This is a genomic window from Bradyrhizobium cosmicum (assembly GCF_032290525.1).
Lineage (GTDB): Bacteria > Pseudomonadota > Alphaproteobacteria > Rhizobiales > Xanthobacteraceae > Bradyrhizobium > Bradyrhizobium cosmicum_A.
Map to the genome: position 1 here is coordinate 245,545 of NZ_JASXTA010000004.1, position 16,665 is coordinate 262,209.

The window sequence follows — 16,665 nt, forward strand, 5'->3', positions numbered from 1 at the left end:
CCCGGCAAAAGTAATTCCGGTCTGCGAAACTGACACAGGCCGCAACGCACGAGGAAATCATGCAATTCAAACACGTCACGCTCGATCTCGATGGCTCGGTCGCGATCCTCAAGCTCGACCATCAGGAGGTGATGAACGCGGTGTCCGTCGACATGCTGGGCGGTCTTGCCGAAGCGCTCGACACGATCGAGGAGAGAAGGGACGAGGTGCGCTGCGTCGTCCTGACGGGCGCGGGACGGGCGTTCTGCACCGGTGCGAATCTCCAGGGCCGCAACAACCAGGCAAAGAAGACCAAGGCCGGCCTGACGCTCGAGACTGGTTTTCACCCGTTCCTGCGTCGCATCCGCAACCTGCATTGCCCTATCGTGACCGCGGTCAACGGCCCCGCTGCCGGCGCCGGCATGAGCTTCGCGCTGCTCGGCGACATGATCTTGTGCGCGCGCTCGTCCTATTTCCTGCAAGCCTTCCGCCGCATCGGCCTCGTGCCGGATTGCGGCTCGACCTGGCTCTTGCCGCGCCTCGTCGGCCGGGCGCGCTCGATCGAATTGTCGCTGATGGGCGAGCGGCTTCCGGCCGAAAAGGCGCTGGAATGGGGCCTCGTCAACCGCGTCTACGACGACGGCGTGCTGATGGAAGAGGCGATGAAGCTCGCGCGCGACCTCGCCAGCGGCCCGACGGTCGCGCTGTCGCTGATCCGCAAGCTGTACTGGGACAGCCCGGAAAACTCGTTCGAGGACCAGCTCAATCTCGAATTCCAGTGCCAGCTCCGCGCCGGCGACACGCAGGACTTCCGCGAAGGCGTCGGCGCGTTCCTGGAGAAGCGCCCGGCGCAGTTCAAGGGCAAATGATCGAGACGGAGCTTTCGCGCAGCGTCCAGCGCTGGTGTCCAGGCGCATCCGGCGTCACCGGGGCGGCAAGGCTGTCCGGCGGCGCCAGCCAGGAAACCTGGCGCTTCGACATCGTCCATCCTGATGGACCGATCGGCGCGATCCTGCGCCGCTCGCCGAAAGGCTACGGCGCGGCGCCGACGCGCGCGGCCGGTCTTGCCGCCGAGGCGCAGCTGATGCAGCTCGCTTATGAAGCGGGCCTGCCGTCGCCGCGCGTGATGCATGTGCTGGAGCCCGAGGATGATCTCGGCACTGGCTTCATCATGCGGCGGGTCGAGGGCGAGACCATCGCGCGCAAAATTCTGCGCGACGATGAATACGCGGCGGCGCGGCCGCATCTGGCGCGACAGATCGGCGGTGTGCTTGCCGGGCTGCACAGGCTGCCGCTGGACAAGCTGCCCAAGCTGCGCAGCCGGTCCGCGACCCAGGAGATCTCCGAGTTCGAGCGCGACTATCGCAGCCTGGACTGGCCGAAGCCGGTGTTCGAGCTGGCGCTGCGCTGGCTGCGCGACCACGATCCGGGTCCCGCCGCCGAGACGACACTGGTGCATGGCGATTTCCGCAACGGCAACCTCATCATCGGCGCCGACGGCGTCCGCGCCGTGCTCGACTGGGAACTCGCCCATCTCGGCGATCCCATGGAGGATCTCGGCTGGGTCTGCGTCAATTCCTGGCGGTTCGGGGAGATCGACAAGCCCGTCGGCGGATTTGGCTCGCGCGAGGAGCTGTTCGCGGGCTATGAGGCTGCGGGCCGCAAGGTCGATCCGGTGCGTGTGAAATTCTGGGAAGTGATGGGCACGCTGCGCTGGGGCATCATGTGCGGCGGTATGATGCAGCGGTTTCGCGAGGGGCCCGACCATTCCATGGAGCGCGCCATGATCGGCCGCCGCGCGTCGGAGACCGAGATCGATCTGTTGCGGCTGCTGGCGCCGCGCGGGAGATGACACATGCAGGACGAACCGACACCGGTGGAGCTGACCAAGGCGGTCGCAGATTTCTTGCGCAACGACATCACGCCGCTGATTTCCGGCCACCAGGCCTTCAAGCTGCGGGTCGCCATCAACATCCTCGACCTCGTGACGCGGCAACTGACGCGGGAGGCGGGCGGTGATGCTGCCGAAGTGACGCGGCTGCGCGCGCTGCTTGGCATGGACGGCTCGGTGACGGAGCTCAACCGCGTCCTCTCCGAACGCATCGCCAGGGGAGAAATCGACCTCGCAACGCCGGGTCTTGCCGAGCACCTCTGGCAAACCACAATGGACAAGCTCGCCGTCGATCAGCCGAACTATGCGTCGTACAAGCGGGAGCAGGGGCGAGACGTATAGGCGGCGCGACTCTCTCAGCTGTCATTCCGGGGCGCGACGAAGTCGCGAGCCCGGAATCCATTCATCCGCATGCACTGCCGCCCGATGGATTCTCACGTGCGCAATTGCGCACCATAGCTCGCGCCCAACCGGGCGCGCCCCGGAATGACCGCGCAGGGTGCGCGGTCACTTCCCCACCCATTTCGGTGGCCGCTTCTCCGAGAACGCCTTCGGTCCTTCGACGTAATCCTGCGACGCCACCATCGCCTTCACCGCCGGGTAATCGCGCTGCTCCTCGATCGCCTGCTCCAGCGAGACGGCAAGGCCCTTCTGAATGGTCTGCTTCGAGGCGCGAATCGACATCGGCGAGTTCTTGGTGATCATCTCGGCCCAGCGCAGCGCGCCGGCCAGTGCTTCACCCTGCGGCACGACTTCGTTGACGAAGCCGAGCTCGTGGCCCTCCTTGGCGCTGACATGGCGCGCGGTGAGGATCATGCCCATGGCGCGTTTCAAGCCGATCTGCCGCGGCAGCCGGTGCAGGCCGCCGGCGAGTGCGGCGAGGCCAACGCGCGGCTCGGGCAGGGCGAAGGTCGCATTCTCCGAGGCGATGATCAGGTCGCAGGCCAGCGCGATCTCGAAACCGCCGCCCATGGCGACGCCGTTGACGGCGGCGATGATCGGCTTGTCGCAGTCGAAGCGGGAGGTGAGACCGGCAAAGCCGCCCTTGTCCCAGCCGCGCTTGCCGCCGGCTGCCTGCCACTTCAGATCGTTGCCGGCGCAGAACGCCTTGTCGCCGGCGCCGGTGACGATCGCGACCCATTGCGCAGGGTCCGCGGAGAAATCGTCGAACACCTTCTGAAGTTCGAAATGCGCGTCGGTGTGCAGCGCATTGTAGACCTCGGGCCGCGACAGCGTGACGATCGTGATCGGCCCGTTGCGTTCCACCTTTGAGAAGTTCAGATCCATCGCGCGCTCCTGCATTTTCTTCCGAAGGAATGTTGGCGTCATACTACCGCGCGCCCGCGTTGGAGCACCATCGAATTGCGCGGGCGCGTGTTGCGTCCCTGACACGCCTCGGCTTGCTTGACTTGTTTGTGCTCTTCTCACCTTAATCAGGCGAAGCCGAAACGGCGCCCAGCGCCTTAACGCAAAACGATAAAATCAATCCGGGAGTGAACCGTGGATTTCTCATTACCTGCCGATCTTGTCGCCTATCTCGGAGAGCTCGACCGTTTCATCGAACGCGAGATCAAGCCGCTCGAACAAGCCGATGACAACATCCGCTTCTTCGATCATCGCCGCGAATGGGCGCGCACCGATTTCGAGAATGGCGGCCTGCCGCGGCACGAATGGGAGGCGCTGCTGCGCAAGGCGAAGGATCTTGCGGATGCCGCCGGCCATCTGCGCTTTGCGGTGTCGAAGCAATATGGCGGCAAGGATGGCTCCAACCTCTGGATGGCCGTGATCCGCGAGCATTTTGCCGCCAAGGGCCTCGGCCTGCACAACGATCTCCAGAACGAGCATTCCATCGTCGGCAATTTTCCCGTCGCCACCATGCTCGACCGCTACGGGCGCGACGACCAGAAGGCAATGATCGACGGTTCGATCAAGGGCAAGTACCGCATCACCTTCGGCTTGACGGAGCCCAATCACGGCTCGGATGCCACCCATATGGAAACGCGCGCGGTGCCCGCGACCCGCGACAACATCAAGGGCTGGATCATCAATGGCGAGAAGATGTGGACCACCGGCATGCACGTCGCCACGCATTGTGCGCTGTTCGCGCGCACCAGCGGCAATGACGGCGATGCCCGCGGCATCACTTGCTTCCTGGTGCCGGCGAAGAGCCATGGCGTGAAGGTGGAAGAATACATGTGGACCTTCAACATGCCGACCGACCATCCCCGCGTCAGTTTCACGGACGTGTTCGTTCCGGAGGAGGCCCTGTTCGGCGAGGTCGGCCGCGGCCTGTCGCTGGCGCAGTGTTTTGTCCATCAGAACCGCATTCGCCAGGCCGCGAGCTCGCTCGGCGCCGCCGTCTACTGCATCAACGAGAGCGTCAAATACGCCCGTGAGCGAAAGCCGTTCGGCAAGGCCCTCGCCGAGAACCAGGCGATCCAGTTCCCGCTGGTCGAGCTCGCGACGCAGGCCGAGATGCTGCGCCTTCTGATCCGCAAGACCGCCTGGGAGATGGACCAGCTCACCGAGGAGCAGATCGAGCGCACCCTGTCCGATCGCGTCTCAATGTGCAACTACTGGGCAAACCGCCTCTGCTGCGAGTCCGCCGACCGCGCCATGCAGGTCCACGGCGGCATGGGCTATTCACGCCACAAGCCGTTCGAGCACATTTATCGGCATCACCGCCGCTATCGCATCACGGAAGGCAGCGAGGAAATCCAGATGCGCAAGGTGGCGGGGTTCCTGTTCGGATATATGGGGCCGGGGAAGCATTAGGCGTTGCGCGATATCTCTCCCCAGTCGTCCCCGCGAAGGCGGGGACCCATAAGCCCAGGGAGTAGTTTGAGGCGGGATGGCAACTCCGAGTCGTCGCCAAACTCCTTCCTGTGGGTATGGGTCCCGGATCTGCGCTTCGCTTGTCCGGGACGACAGCCGGGCTAATTCACCCTTCTATCCTTCCCGGCCCAATAAGGCTCCCGCAACTGCCGCCGCAAGATCTTGCCACTCGGATTCCGCGGCAGCGCCGGCAGGAACTCAACGCTCTTCGGCGTCTTGAAGCCGGCGATGCGCTCGCGGGTGAAGTTGATGATCTCGGTGGCGGTCGCCTCTTTGCCCGGCTTCATCACCACGACGGCCTTCACCGCTTCGCCCCACTTCTCGTCGGGGATGCCGATCACGGCGGCTTCGGCGACATCAGGATGATCGCACAGCGCGCTTTCGACCTCAGCAGGGTAGATGTTCTCGCCGCCGGAGATGATCATGTCCTTGATGCGGTCGTGGATGTAGAGGTAGCCGTCTTCGTCCATGTAGCCGGCATCACCCGTGCGCAGCCAGCCGTCGGCGCGCAGCGTCGCGGCCGTCGCCTCCGGCAGGTTCCAGTAGCCGGCCATGTTGGAGCCCGAGCGTGTCGCGATCTCGCCGACCTCGCGCGGCGGCAGCGGCTTGCCGTCCGCATCCAAGATCGCGATCTCGACGCCCGGCAACGCCTTGCCGGCCGAGCGCATCCGCTCCAGCCCTTCGACGTGATCCTCCGGCGGCAGCGCGACGATGGTGCCAGTGGTCTCGGTCATGCCATACATCTGCACGAAGCCGCATTTGAACACCTCGATGCATTCCTTCAGCAATGCTGCCGGAATCGGTGAGGCGCCATACAGCATGTATTTCAATCGTGAAAAGTCGACCGTCTTGGCGCGGGGCTGCCGCACCACGAACTGCATCGCCGCCGGCACCATGAACAATTTTGTGATGCCCGACTGTTCGATGAAATCCAGCACCCTGGTCGGATCGAACTCGCGCGCGATGACGCCGCGGGCGCCGTGATAGAGTCCCATCACGCCCCACCCCGAACCACCGATGTGGAAGATCGGCATTGCCACCAGCGACACATCATCGGTCGACCACCGGTTCCACTCCGGCTTGTCTTCGGCATTGCCTGTTTGCACCAGGTTGAGGAAGTTCGCATGCGACAGCATCGCGCCCTTCGGCTTGCCTGTGGTGCCTGATGTGTAGAGCTGGATCGCGATGTCTTTCGTGCCGATCGGCACCTTCGGGTCGTCACCGCTCTGCGCATCGCGCCATGCGGTGAAATCCTGCCATTCCGGCGCGCCGCCTTCGGTGGTGATGATCGTGCGCACATTCGCAAGCTTGTCCTTGATCTGACGAACGAGCGTGATGAACTCCGGCCCGACGAACAGCGCCGGCGCCTTGCAGTCTTCGACGATGAACGCAACCTCGGGGCCTGCGAGCCGCCAGTTCACCGGGGCCATGACCACGCCGGCCTTCATCGCGCCCATCAGCAGCTCGAAATAGATGTCGCTGTTCTTGCCGAGATAGGCGATGCGCTCGCCGCGTCTCACGCCCGCCGCAATCAACGCGTTGGCAACGCGGTTGGTCTTGACGTCGAATTCGGCAAAGCTGGTGGCGCGCCCCTCGAACTCAAAGGCAATCGCGTTGCCGCGGCTGGCCGCGCGCTCGCGCACCATGTCGGCGAGGTTCGCCAATGGCTGTGTGGTCATGTTTCTCCCGTACCGTCTTGTTCTTATGCCGCGGAGTGTGGCGTCATCCGCGGGCAAAGACAATACGGAGGAGGAGACATCGTAGTTTCGTGTCCCGGACGCGCTGCAGCGCTCTTGCGCTGCTGCGCAGAGCCGGGACCCAGTCTGCTGCGAGAGCTGGGCCCCGGCTCAGCAGCGCACCACGCCGCAAGTGCGGCGCGCTGCGCTGCGTCCGGGGCAGGCAACTACCCCCGCTTCGCCCGATCCTTCTCGTTCTGCGCCATGATGCTTTCGCGCGCGGTCTTCCAGTCGTCGTCGCTCCAGTCGCGGAGCTGGTAGAAGTTGCCGCCCATGGCGAGGGCCTGCGCGCCGTCCATGGCGATGGTCTCGCCACTGATCCAGTCGCAGCCGCCGGAGATCAGGAACACGGCGACGTTCTGCAGCTCCTCCATGGTGCCGACGCGGCCCATCGGGTTCATCGCCTTGGTGCGCGCGCCGGCCTCGTCGCCCGGCTTGATGCGCTTGCTCATGCCCTCGGTCGGGATTTCTCCAGGGGCAATGGTGTTGAGGCGGATGCCGTAGCGGCCCCATTCGGTCGCAAGCGACATCGTCATGGCGTGGATCGCCGATTTGCTCATCGCCGACGGCACCACGTAGGGCGAGCCGTTGCGCACCCATGTCGTGGTGATCGAGACGACGTTGCCCGGTTGCTTCAACGCGATCCAGCGCTTGCCGACCGCTTGCGTCACATAGAACGTGCCGTGCATGACGATGTTGGCGACGGCGTCGAAGCCGCGCGGCGACAGCTCCTCGCTGCGCGAGATGAAATTGCCGGCGGCGTTGTTGATGAGGTCGGTGAGGGGACCATCGCGGAAGATGGTCTCGATCATCTCCTCGACCGCGAGCGCGTTGCGGATGTCGACGCCGTGGCTGGTGACGCGGCCGCCATACAGATCCATCAGCTCGGTCGCGGTCTCGTCGCAGACGATCTTGCGCCGGCCGCAGATGTGGACCTCGGCGCCGAGCTGGAGGAAGCGCGCCGCCATCGACTTGCCGAGCCCGGTGCCGCCGCCGGTGACGAGAATGCGCCGTCCGGCCAGAAGATTTTCCTTGAACATGGCTGTTTCTCCCGTACGGATTGTCAGTTAATTGGTTGATTGACTAAATCCGGACATCGCCCTTCTGTAAAGCGGCAACCGGTCAAGAACAGGCAGGAACCAGGGGAGAATTGTCCATGGAAGAGCGCGTCTCGATCTCGATCTCGGAAGGCGTCGCCGACGTGCGCCTGGTGCGCGCCGACAAGATGAACGCGCTCGATCAGGCCATGTTCGCGGCAATTGTCGCGGCAACCGAGCGGCTTTCGAAAGAAAAAGGCGTGCGCGTCGTCGTCCTGTCGGGCGAGGGCCGCGCCTTCTGCGCCGGTCTCGACATGGGGCGTTTTGCCGCCATGAAGGAGAAGGGCGGTAATGGAATTCCGGGTGGCGAAAATCGCGACCTCACCAAGCGGACGCACGGCCAGGCGAATTTCCCGCAACAGGCGGTGTGGGGCTGGCGCCAGCTTCCGGTGCCGGTGATTGCCGCGATCCATGGCGTCGCCTTTGGCGGCGGCTTTCAGCTCGCGCTCGGCGCCGACATGCGTTTCCTCAGCCCCGATGCGCGAATGTCGGTGATGGAGGTCAAATGGGGTCTTGTGCCCGACATGGCGGGCACGCCGATCCTGGCCTCGCTCGTGCGCGACGACATCCTGCGCGATCTCACCTACACCGGCCGCATCTTCTCCGCGCAGGAGGCGATGACGTACGGCCTCGCCACGCGCATCTGTGACGATCCCCGCGCCGCAGCCCTCGAAGCCGCGCGCGAGATCGCGAACAAGAGCCCGGATGCGATCCGCGCCGCGAAGCGTTTGCTCAACAATCTCTCGGTTGATCCGGGACCTGCGCTGCTCGCCGAATCCGTCGAGCAGCAGAAGCTGATCGGCAGCGCGAACCAGACCGAGGCGGTGCGCGCCAATCTGGAGAAGCGCGCGCCGAAGTTTGCGGATTAGGCTATCCGTCGTTCCGGGGCGATGCATAGCATCGAGCCCGGAACCTCGAGATTCCGGGTTCGGCTCTTCGAGCCGCCCCGGAATGACGGCGATCAACACCAACCAAAAGAAAAAATAACAATGAGCGAAACGTTTGACTTCCTCGGCATCGTCTCCGGCGAGCGTCGCCGCACCCACGCTGAGGTCGCGGCCCGTGCCGACCGCATCGCAACCGGCCTCGCCAAAATTGGCGTCCGCCAAGGCGATTGCGTCTGCATGCTGCTGCGCAACGACATCGCCTTCCTCGAGGCCGCCTATGCCGTGATGCGGCTCGGGGCCTATGGCGTGCCGATCAACTGGCACTTCAAGCCCGAGGAGATCAACTACATCCTCCGCGATACCGGCACGTCGGTGCTGATCGGGCATGCCGACATGCTGCATGCCTTGCGCGATGCCATTCCGAAAGGCGTCACCGTGCTCAGCGTGCCGACGCCGCCGGAGATCCTGTCCAACTACAGGATCGTTCCGGATCATCTCAACACGCCGGATTTTGCGATCGATTTTGAATCCTGGCTCGCGCAATTCGAACCCTATGACGGCCCGGTCGTGCCGCAGCCGATGAACATGATCTACACCTCGGGCACAACAGGCCATCCCAAGGGCGTGCGGCGCAACGCGCCGACGCCGGAGCAGGCGGCCGCCGCCGAGCGCATGCGCGCGATGATCTACGGGCTGAAGCCCGGCGCCCGCACGATCCTGCCGGGGCCGCTCTATCATTCCGCGCCGAACTCGTTCGGCATTCGCGCCGGAAAACTCGGCGGCGCGCTGGTGCTGATGCCGCGGTTCGAGGCGGAAGAATTCCTCGAGCTGATCGAACGCTACAAAATTGATACCATCTTCATGGTGCCGACCATGTTCATCCGCCTGATGAAGCTGCCGGAGGCGGTCCGCAGGAAATACGATGTCTCTTCGCTGCGCCACGTCATTCACGCCGCCGCGCCGTGTCCAGCCGACGTCAAGCGCGCCATGATCGAATGGTGGGGGCCGGTGATCTACGAGTTCTACGGCTCGACCGAATCCAGCGCCGTCACCTTCGCGACCTCCGAGGACGCGCTGAAGAAGCCCGGCACGGTCGGCAAGGTCTCGCCCGGCGCGGAGCTGCGCTTCATCGGTGATGACGGCCGCGTGCTGGGCGTCGGCGAGATCGGCGAGATCTATTCCCGCATGGCCGGAATGGCCGACTTCACCTACCACAATAAGCCGGAGAAGCGCGCCGAGATCGACCGCGATGGCTTCGTCACCTCCGGCGACGTCGGCTATATCGACGCGGACGGCTACGTCTTCATCTGCGACCGCAAGCGCGACATGGTGATCTCGGGCGGCGTCAACATCTATCCGGCCGAGATTGAATCCGTGCTGCACGCCATGCCCGGTGTGCACGATTGCGCGGTGTTCGGCATCCCCGATGCCGAATTCGGCGAGGCGCTGATGGCGGTGGTCGAGCCGCAGCCGGGCATCACGCTCGATGCCGCCGACGTTCGTGCACGGCTGAAGACCTCGCTCGCCGACTACAAGGTGCCAAAACACATCGAGATCCGCACGGGGCTGCCGCGCGAAGACTCGGGCAAGATCTTCAAGCGCCGCCTCCGCGATCCCTATTGGGAGCAGGCGGGACGGAAGATCTGACCGGAGGCAGACGAAAGGCCCCGGTCAGGGAGGCCACGCCGCTTAGCTCCGCCTCTCGAAATGGGTGCAGAGCAATTCTGTTTCCTTGAAGGCCAGTTCTTTCCGAAACAACCGGCATTCGAAGTAACTGCTCTTCTGCTTGCTTCTTTCTGCCAAGAACATGCACTCGCTGCAAACGTCGGTATGATGCGGTCGCACAGCCATATCGAGACCGACAAGAGCTCGCCGGAGCGCATCACGTAGTCGCGTTCTGTCGGCAAGCTCAAGTGTCACAACCTGATCCCGAAGGGCGCTGATCGGATCGCGATCGAGAAATTTCGTGCCCTCGGGCGTCACGCACAGCGCAATCGAGCGCTTGTCTTCCGCCGAAGGCTTGCGGGTCAGCAGTCCTTTTTCTGTAAGCACGGTGGCGATCTGGGACGCGCTGGTCCGAGTCGTGCCGAGATAGGTTGCCAGGGCGCTCGGAGTTTTCGAGAATCTGTTGGCGCGCGCCAGAAAGCGAAGCGCCATCCATTCGCGGTCGGTCAGGCCGGACCGGTGACCCTCGAAAAGCCATGTGCCCGCGGACTGCACCAACAGGTCGATGAGCTCGTTTGCCACTTTTTCCAACCGCCGGGGACTGCTTGTTGCCGGTATAAAAACACCGACAAGCGTCGTGGAGCGGCGCTTGCGCTGCTCTCTATTGCCAAGTTTGCCCGATTGCCGATTTTCGATAGCGCGTCCGTTCCGACAAAGGAACACCGTAGTTCCACGGTAACACTCACTTTTCGAGGGAGATGATGACGGTGCCCACGCTCTCCACCTGCGCATTGCGATGACCTTGAGCGGACCGGCTGGATGCCGATCGAGGGTGGTGCGCCAACATGCGGCGTCGTGGACCATGACCACGACCATTGTGCTATACGAATGGGATCGTTGACCACGGATATCCCATGGCTCCCGTTTCCATCCTGCTCAACCTGCTCTGGATTCTCATCGGCGGCGCGTGGATGGCGCTCGGCTGGCTGGTCGCCGCGATCATCATGGCCATCACCATCATTGGCCTGCCCTGGGCGCGCGCGGCGTTCAACATCGCCGTCTACACGCTGCTGCCGTTCGGCTCGAAGGCGGTCAGCCGCTATGAGGTGACCGGCATGAGCGATATCGGCACCGGCCCGCTCGGGGTGATCGGCAACGTCATTTGGTTTCTGCTCGCCGGCTGGTGGCTGGCGCTCGGCCACCTCCTTACAGCCCTGGCCCTCGCGATCACCATCATCGGCATTCCCTTCGCCTGGGCCCACCTCAAGCTCGCCGGCATCGCGCTCTGGCCGATCGGCAAGGTGATCGTGCCGGCTTGACACCACCCCGAGTGTACGCCGCCACCAAACTCACCTTGCACTGCGGAAGAAAAATATCGCACACTCGACCGGGCCGGGGAGCCATAGGGAGCTCTTGAAGGGGAGCGAGCCGATGTCCCTCCAGACATTACCATCCGACGCCACTGAGCATCGCCCCAACCGTCCCGAGGACGTCCAGGCGCTGGAGGCAGATGTGCGGCTGCGGGACGACATCCGCCTGCTCGGGCGCATCCTCGGCGACACCGTGCGCGACCAGGAGGGCGCCGAATTGTTCGACCTGGTCGAGCGCATCCGCCAGACCTCGATCCGGTTCCACCGCGACGAGGACCGGCTCGCTCGCCGCGAGCTCGAGCAGATCCTCGACAGCATGTCGACCTCGGAGACGGTGCGGATCGTTCGTGCCTTCAGCTATTTCTCCCACCTCGCCAACATCGCCGAGGACCAGAACAACATCCGCCAGATGCGCGCCCGCGGCGCCGCCAGCGGCTCCGGCGTGCTCGCGGAGACGCTGGCCCACGCCAAGGCGGCGGGCATCGGCGCCGATGCCTTGCGCAACTTCTTCAAGACCGCGCTGGTCAGCCCGGTCCTGACCGCGCACCCGACAGAAGTCCGCCGCAAGAGCACCATGGACCGCGAGATGGAGGTCGCCAGCCTGCTCGACCGCCGCGAGCGTGTCGAGCTGACCGCGGACGAGGCCGCCGCCAGTGACGAGCAGCTCCGCCGCGAGGTGCTGACGCTGTGGCAGACCAATCTGCTCCGCCGCACCAAGCTGACCGTGCTCGACGAGGTCGCCAACGGCCTGTCGTTCTACGACTACACCTTCCTGCGCGAGGTGCCGCGCCTGGTCAACACGCTGGAGGACCGGCTGGAGGAAGGTGGCGAGCAATCCGCCAGCGAGCTCGCCTCGTTCCTGCGCATGGGAAGCTGGATCGGCGGCGACCGCGACGGCAATCCCTTCGTCACCGCCGACGTCATGCGCGGCACGCTGCGGCTGCAGTCGAGCCGGGTCATGCAGTTCTATCTGAATGAGCTGCACGTGCTCGGCGCTGAGCTGTCGATCGCTGCGCACCTGGCCGACGTCTCCGAGGAGCTGCGCACGCTGGCGGAACGTTCGCCTGACACCTCGCCGCACCGCAGCGGCGAGCCCTATCGCCTCGCGGTCTCCGGCATCTATGCGCGCCTCACCGCGACCGCCGAAATGCTCCAGGTCGAGATCACGCGCCGGCCGGTCGGCAAGGCCGCGCCTTACGAGAGCGTCAGGGAGCTCCAAGCCGATCTCGACGTGCTGCACCGCTCGCTGATCTCCAACAATGCCCGCGTCATCGCCCGGGGCCGATTACGGCTGCTGCGCCGCGCAGTGGACTGCTTCGGCTTCCATCTGGCGCGGTTGGATATTCGCCAGAACTCGGCGGTGCACGAGCGCACCATTGCCGAGCTGATCGATGCCGCCAATCCCGGCATGTCCTACCTCGCGCTCGGCGAGGACGCCCGCATCTCGCTGCTCACCAACGAGCTGCGCTCAACGCGCGCGCTGGTGTCGCCGTTCGTCAAGTACAGCGACGAGACGATGGGCGAGCTCAACGTCTTCCACGCGGCGGCCGAGGCGCATGCGAAGTTCGGCTCGGACGCGATTCCCCAATGCATCATCTCGATGTGCAAGGGCATGTCCGACATGCTCGAGGTCGCGGTGCTCTTGAAGGAGGTCGGCCTCGTCCATCCCTCCGGGCGCAGCGCGATCAACGTCGTGCCGCTGTTCGAGACTATCGAGGATCTGCAGGCGTCCTCCGGCATCATGGACCGCATGCTGTCGCTGCACGATTACCGCCGCCTGGTCGACAGCCGCGGCAGCGTGCAGGAGGTCATGCTCGGCTATTCCGACAGCAACAAGGATGGCGGCTTCGTCACCTCGGGCTGGGAGCTTTACAAGGCCGAGATCAACCTCGTCGACGTGTTCGAGCGCCACGGCGTGCGGCTGCGCCTGTTCCACGGCCGCGGCGGCTCGGTCGGCCGCGGCGGCGGCCCGAGCTATGATGCCATCATCGCGCAGCCCGGCGGCGCGGTGAACGGCCAGATCCGCATCACCGAGCAGGGCGAGATCATCTCGTCGAAATATTCCAACGCCGAAGTCGGCCGCAACAATCTGGAGATCCTGGCCGCCGCGACGCTCGAGGCGAGCCTGCTGCATCCGCGCCAGAGCGCGCCGCGGCGCGAATATCTGACCGCGATGGACGAGTTGTCGAACCTTGCTTTCAAGGCCTATCGCGGTCTCGTCTACGAGACGGACGGCTTCGTCGATTATTTCTGGGAATCCACCGTCATCAACGAGATCGCGACGCTCAACATCGGCAGCCGCCCGGCCTCGCGCAAAAAGACGCGTGCGATCGAGGATCTGCGCGCCATCCCATGGGTATTCTCCTGGGCGCAATGTCGCCTGATGCTGCCGGGCTGGTACGGCTTTGGCAGCGCGGTCGAGCAATGGATCACTGAGCATCCCGACCAGGGCATGCCGTTCCTCAAAGAACTCTACAGGGAATGGCCGTTCTTCCGCATGCTCTTGTCGAACATGGACATGGTGCTCGCCAAGAGCTCGATCGCGATCGCCTCGCGCTATGCCGAGCTGGTGCCGGACGAAGCCCTGCGCGAAAAGATCTTCGGCCGCATCCGCCGCGAATGGCATTCCTGCATCGAGACGCTGCTCGACATCATGGGCCAGGACCGGCTGCTGCAAGGCAATCCGCTGCTGGAGCGCTCGGTACGCCACCGCTTCCCCTATCTCGACCCGCTCAACCACGTGCAGGTCGAGCTGTTGAAGGAGCACCGCGCGCAGAACCCGGACGAGCAGGTGCTGCGCGGGATTCAGCTGACCATCAATGGCATCTCGGCGGGGCTGAGGAATACCGGGTAATTCCAACCGGTCGTTCCGGGGCGATGCGCAGCATCGAACCCGGAACCTCGAGATTCCGGGTTCGGCTCTGCGAGCCGCCCTGGAATGACGTTGTACCCTTCAACAGAAATGCGCGCCCTGCGTCTCCACATAGACCGCATAGAGCGACTGGCTCGCCGTCATGAACAGGCGGTTGCGCTTCTTGCCGCCGAAGCAGACATTGGCGCAGGTCTCCGGCAGCAGGATCTGCCCGATGCGCGCACCGTCGTTCGGTGCGAACACCTGGACGCCGTCATAGCCGGGACCGACCCAGCCGGCGCCGACCCAGATATTGCCTTCGGTGTCGACGCGTAATCCGTCGGGGAAGCCCGACTTGCCCTCGAGCTTCATGTCGATCAACTTCTTCGGGTTCGACAGCTTCGCTCCGTCGATGTCGTAGGACCACACCACGTTCTCGGCCTGCGGATAATGCGTGATGCCGGTGTCGCAGACATAAAGCTTCTTGTAGTCATGAGAGAACGCGATGCCGTTCGGCTTGAACGGCTCGTCCGCGACCTTCGCAACCTGCCCGCTCTGTGTATCCAGGCGATAGACGGCTTCCTTCTGGTGGGGCTGCAACGAGCCGGTGTTGGCCAGCTTGCCCTCGTAGATGCTGATCGCGCCATACCCGGGATCGGTGAACCAGATCGCCTTGTCGTTGGGATGCACGACCATGTCGTTGGGGCCGTTGAGCGGCTTGCCACCCGCCTGCTCGGCCAGCGTCGTCACCGAGCCGTCGTGCTCGTAGCGGACGAGGCGGGTGCGCTCGGCCGAGATCTGACGTCCCTCGGTGTCGAACGAATTGCCGTTGGATTCGTTCGAAGGCTTGTGAAATTGCTCGGAGATGTGGCCGTCGTCGTCAAGATAGCGCAGCTGCCGGTTGGCGGGGATGTCGCTCCAGACGAGATATTGCCCTTGCGCATTCCAGGCCGGTCCCTCGGCCCACAGGCAGCCGGTGTAGAGCCGCTTGATTGCGGTGTTGCCGACCCTGGCCTTGAAGCGCTTGGGGTCGACGGCGACGATGTCGGGGTCGGGATAGCGCTGCGGCTCGGCATTGGCGCCGAAGTCGCGGGCGTCGGCGTTTGAGGCGAGCAGAGCGGTTGCCGCAACGGTGGCGGCACCCTTGAGCAGCGTGCGGCGGCCGAGACCGCCGCCTGCAGTCGTATCGACGGAGTTGGTCAATATTCTTGTCATGGTTTCCTCCCAAGATTTGTTGGGAGGACACCATCCAACCGCAATCGGGCGTAAAGCGGGGCGATCTCCGGACAAGACAACCGCAGATCGCAGGGCAGGAATGCCGGAAATGCAGCTGGATGCTTAGACCGGATCCCACGGGAAGATGTCTGCCGAGCGATCGAGCTTGTAGAACGAGCCCTTCAGCGCCGGCATGCCGTGTTCTGCGATCGTCTGCGGCGTCCAGCCTTCGCTTCGGTGCACCGAGCGCAGCGGACGGTTCTGGCTGAACAGGAACAACTCGTTCATGCGCGCGCCAAAAATCTGACCGCTGACGTCCTTGGCGGCATCGGAGAGCAAATAGGCGCAGATCGGCGCGATCTTCTCGGGGCCCATCTGCTTGATCTTCTCGACGCGCGCCTTCTCGGCGTCGGTCTCGGTCGGGATGGTGCCGATCATGCGGGTCCAGGCGAACGGCGAGACGCAGTTGGAGCGGACGTTGAAGCGGCCCATGTCGAGCGCGATCGACTTTGACAGGCCGATGATGCCGAGCTTGGCGGCGGCGTAGTTGGCTTGTCCAAAGTTGCCGATCAGGCCCGAAGTCGAGGTGAAGTGCACGAAGGAGCCGCTCTCCTGCTCGCGGAATATCCGCGCCGCGGCGTGGCTGACGTAGAACGAGCCCATCAGATGCACCTTGATGACGGCCTCGAACGCCTCCACGCTCATCTTGTGGAAGATCATGTCGCGCAAAATGCCGGCATTGTTGACGACGCCGTCGAGCCGGCCGAAATGATCGGTCGCGGTCTTGACGATCTTGCTGGCGGGGACAGCTTCCGCCACGGACTCGAAATTGGCCACGGCGGTGCCGCCGCGCTTCTTGATCTCCTCGACCACCTCCTCGGCGGGCGTGGCGCTGGTGCCAGCGCCGTCGGCGGCGACGCCGGGATCGTTGACGACGACCTTGGCGCCCTCGCCGGCACAGAGCAGCGCGATCTCGCGCCCGATGCCGCGGCCTGCGCCGGTGACGATGATGACCTTGTCTTGCAGTGATTTGCTCATGTGGGTTCTCCTGTTTTGCCCGTCATTCCGGGATGGTGCGGAGCACCAGACCCGGAATCTCGAGATTCCGGATTCGCGCTGCGCGCGTTCCGGAATGACGG

At 64.3% G+C, this 16,665-nt stretch carries 14 protein-coding genes; 8 read left to right on the forward strand and 6 right to left on the reverse strand.

The features are described from left to right. Window positions 1-59 precede the first annotated feature (59 nt). From QSV46_RS09655 to QSV46_RS09665, 3 genes are read left to right on the forward strand one after another with little or no spacing between them, the layout of a single operon-like run. A complete protein-coding gene (locus QSV46_RS09655) occupies window positions 60-848 on the forward strand; it encodes an enoyl-CoA hydratase/isomerase (RefSeq protein ID WP_314949702.1) in 789 nt (262 codons plus the stop codon). Beyond that, window positions 845-1,831, forward strand: coding sequence for a phosphotransferase family protein (locus QSV46_RS09660; RefSeq protein WP_314949704.1), 987 nt, complete (start codon window positions 845-847; stop codon window positions 1,829-1,831). Before QSV46_RS09655 ends, QSV46_RS09660 begins: the two co-directional genes overlap by 4 nt. A 3-nt stretch (window positions 1,832-1,834) precedes the next feature. After that, complete coding sequence (locus QSV46_RS09665) at window positions 1,835-2,212, forward strand: DUF6285 domain-containing protein (RefSeq protein ID WP_314949706.1); 378 nt, start codon at window positions 1,835-1,837, stop codon at window positions 2,210-2,212. Between the two features lie 165 nt (window positions 2,213-2,377). Here the strand turns inward: QSV46_RS09665 and QSV46_RS09670 are convergent, their stop codons facing one another. After that, window positions 2,378-3,157: an enoyl-CoA hydratase-related protein gene (locus QSV46_RS09670; RefSeq protein ID WP_314949708.1), complete on the reverse strand. Its 780-nt coding sequence runs from the start codon at window positions 3,155-3,157 to the stop codon at window positions 2,378-2,380. A gap of 213 nt (window positions 3,158-3,370) precedes the next feature. Here QSV46_RS09670 and QSV46_RS09675 point away from each other — a divergent pair, with 213 nt between their 5' ends. Further along, entirely contained in the window at window positions 3,371-4,645 is a 1,275-nt protein-coding gene (locus tag QSV46_RS09675) for an acyl-CoA dehydrogenase family protein (RefSeq protein ID WP_314949710.1), read from the forward strand. Between the two features lie 161 nt (window positions 4,646-4,806). Here the strand turns inward: QSV46_RS09675 and QSV46_RS09680 are convergent, their stop codons facing one another. Further along, complete coding sequence (locus tag QSV46_RS09680) at window positions 4,807-6,384, reverse strand: fatty acid--CoA ligase (RefSeq protein ID WP_314949711.1); 1,578 nt, start codon at window positions 6,382-6,384, stop codon at window positions 4,807-4,809. Between the two features lie 224 nt (window positions 6,385-6,608). Beyond that, window positions 6,609-7,481, reverse strand: coding sequence for an SDR family oxidoreductase (locus tag QSV46_RS09685; RefSeq protein WP_314949713.1), 873 nt, complete (start codon window positions 7,479-7,481; stop codon window positions 6,609-6,611). Between the two features lie 116 nt (window positions 7,482-7,597). Here QSV46_RS09685 and QSV46_RS09690 point away from each other — a divergent pair, with 116 nt between their 5' ends. Continuing rightward, window positions 7,598-8,407, forward strand: coding sequence for a crotonase/enoyl-CoA hydratase family protein (locus QSV46_RS09690; protein WP_314949715.1), 810 nt, complete (start codon window positions 7,598-7,600; stop codon window positions 8,405-8,407). Between the two features lie 120 nt (window positions 8,408-8,527). Then, window positions 8,528-10,072 (forward strand): acyl-CoA synthetase, encoded by a 1,545-nt coding sequence (locus QSV46_RS09695; protein WP_314949716.1) that lies wholly within the window; start codon window positions 8,528-8,530, stop codon window positions 10,070-10,072. A gap of 42 nt (window positions 10,073-10,114) precedes the next feature. Here QSV46_RS09695 and QSV46_RS09700 read toward each other — a convergent pair whose 3' ends face one another. Next, complete coding sequence (locus QSV46_RS09700; protein ID WP_314949718.1) at window positions 10,115-10,672, reverse strand: MarR family winged helix-turn-helix transcriptional regulator; 558 nt, start codon at window positions 10,670-10,672, stop codon at window positions 10,115-10,117. A 332-nt stretch (window positions 10,673-11,004) separates the two neighbouring features. On the opposite strand from QSV46_RS09700, the gene QSV46_RS09705 reads away from it, so the two are divergent. Then, the gene (locus QSV46_RS09705; RefSeq protein ID WP_314949719.1) at window positions 11,005-11,409 is read left to right on the forward strand and encodes a YccF domain-containing protein; all 405 of its coding nucleotides are present in this window, start codon (window positions 11,005-11,007) and stop codon (window positions 11,407-11,409) included. Between the two features lie 112 nt (window positions 11,410-11,521). After that, window positions 11,522-14,314 carry a phosphoenolpyruvate carboxylase gene (ppc, locus tag QSV46_RS09710; RefSeq protein WP_314949720.1) on the forward strand — a complete coding sequence of 931 codons (2,793 nt, stop codon included), beginning with the start codon at window positions 11,522-11,524 and terminating at the stop codon, window positions 14,312-14,314. 99 nt (window positions 14,315-14,413) lie between these two features. Here the strand turns inward: ppc and QSV46_RS09715 are convergent, their stop codons facing one another. After that, complete coding sequence (locus tag QSV46_RS09715) at window positions 14,414-15,526, reverse strand: SMP-30/gluconolactonase/LRE family protein (protein ID WP_314949721.1); 1,113 nt, start codon at window positions 15,524-15,526, stop codon at window positions 14,414-14,416. A 123-nt stretch (window positions 15,527-15,649) separates the two neighbouring features. Then, complete coding sequence (locus QSV46_RS09720; RefSeq protein WP_314949722.1) at window positions 15,650-16,564, reverse strand: SDR family oxidoreductase; 915 nt, start codon at window positions 16,562-16,564, stop codon at window positions 15,650-15,652. Window positions 16,565-16,665: the final 101 nt, after the last annotated feature.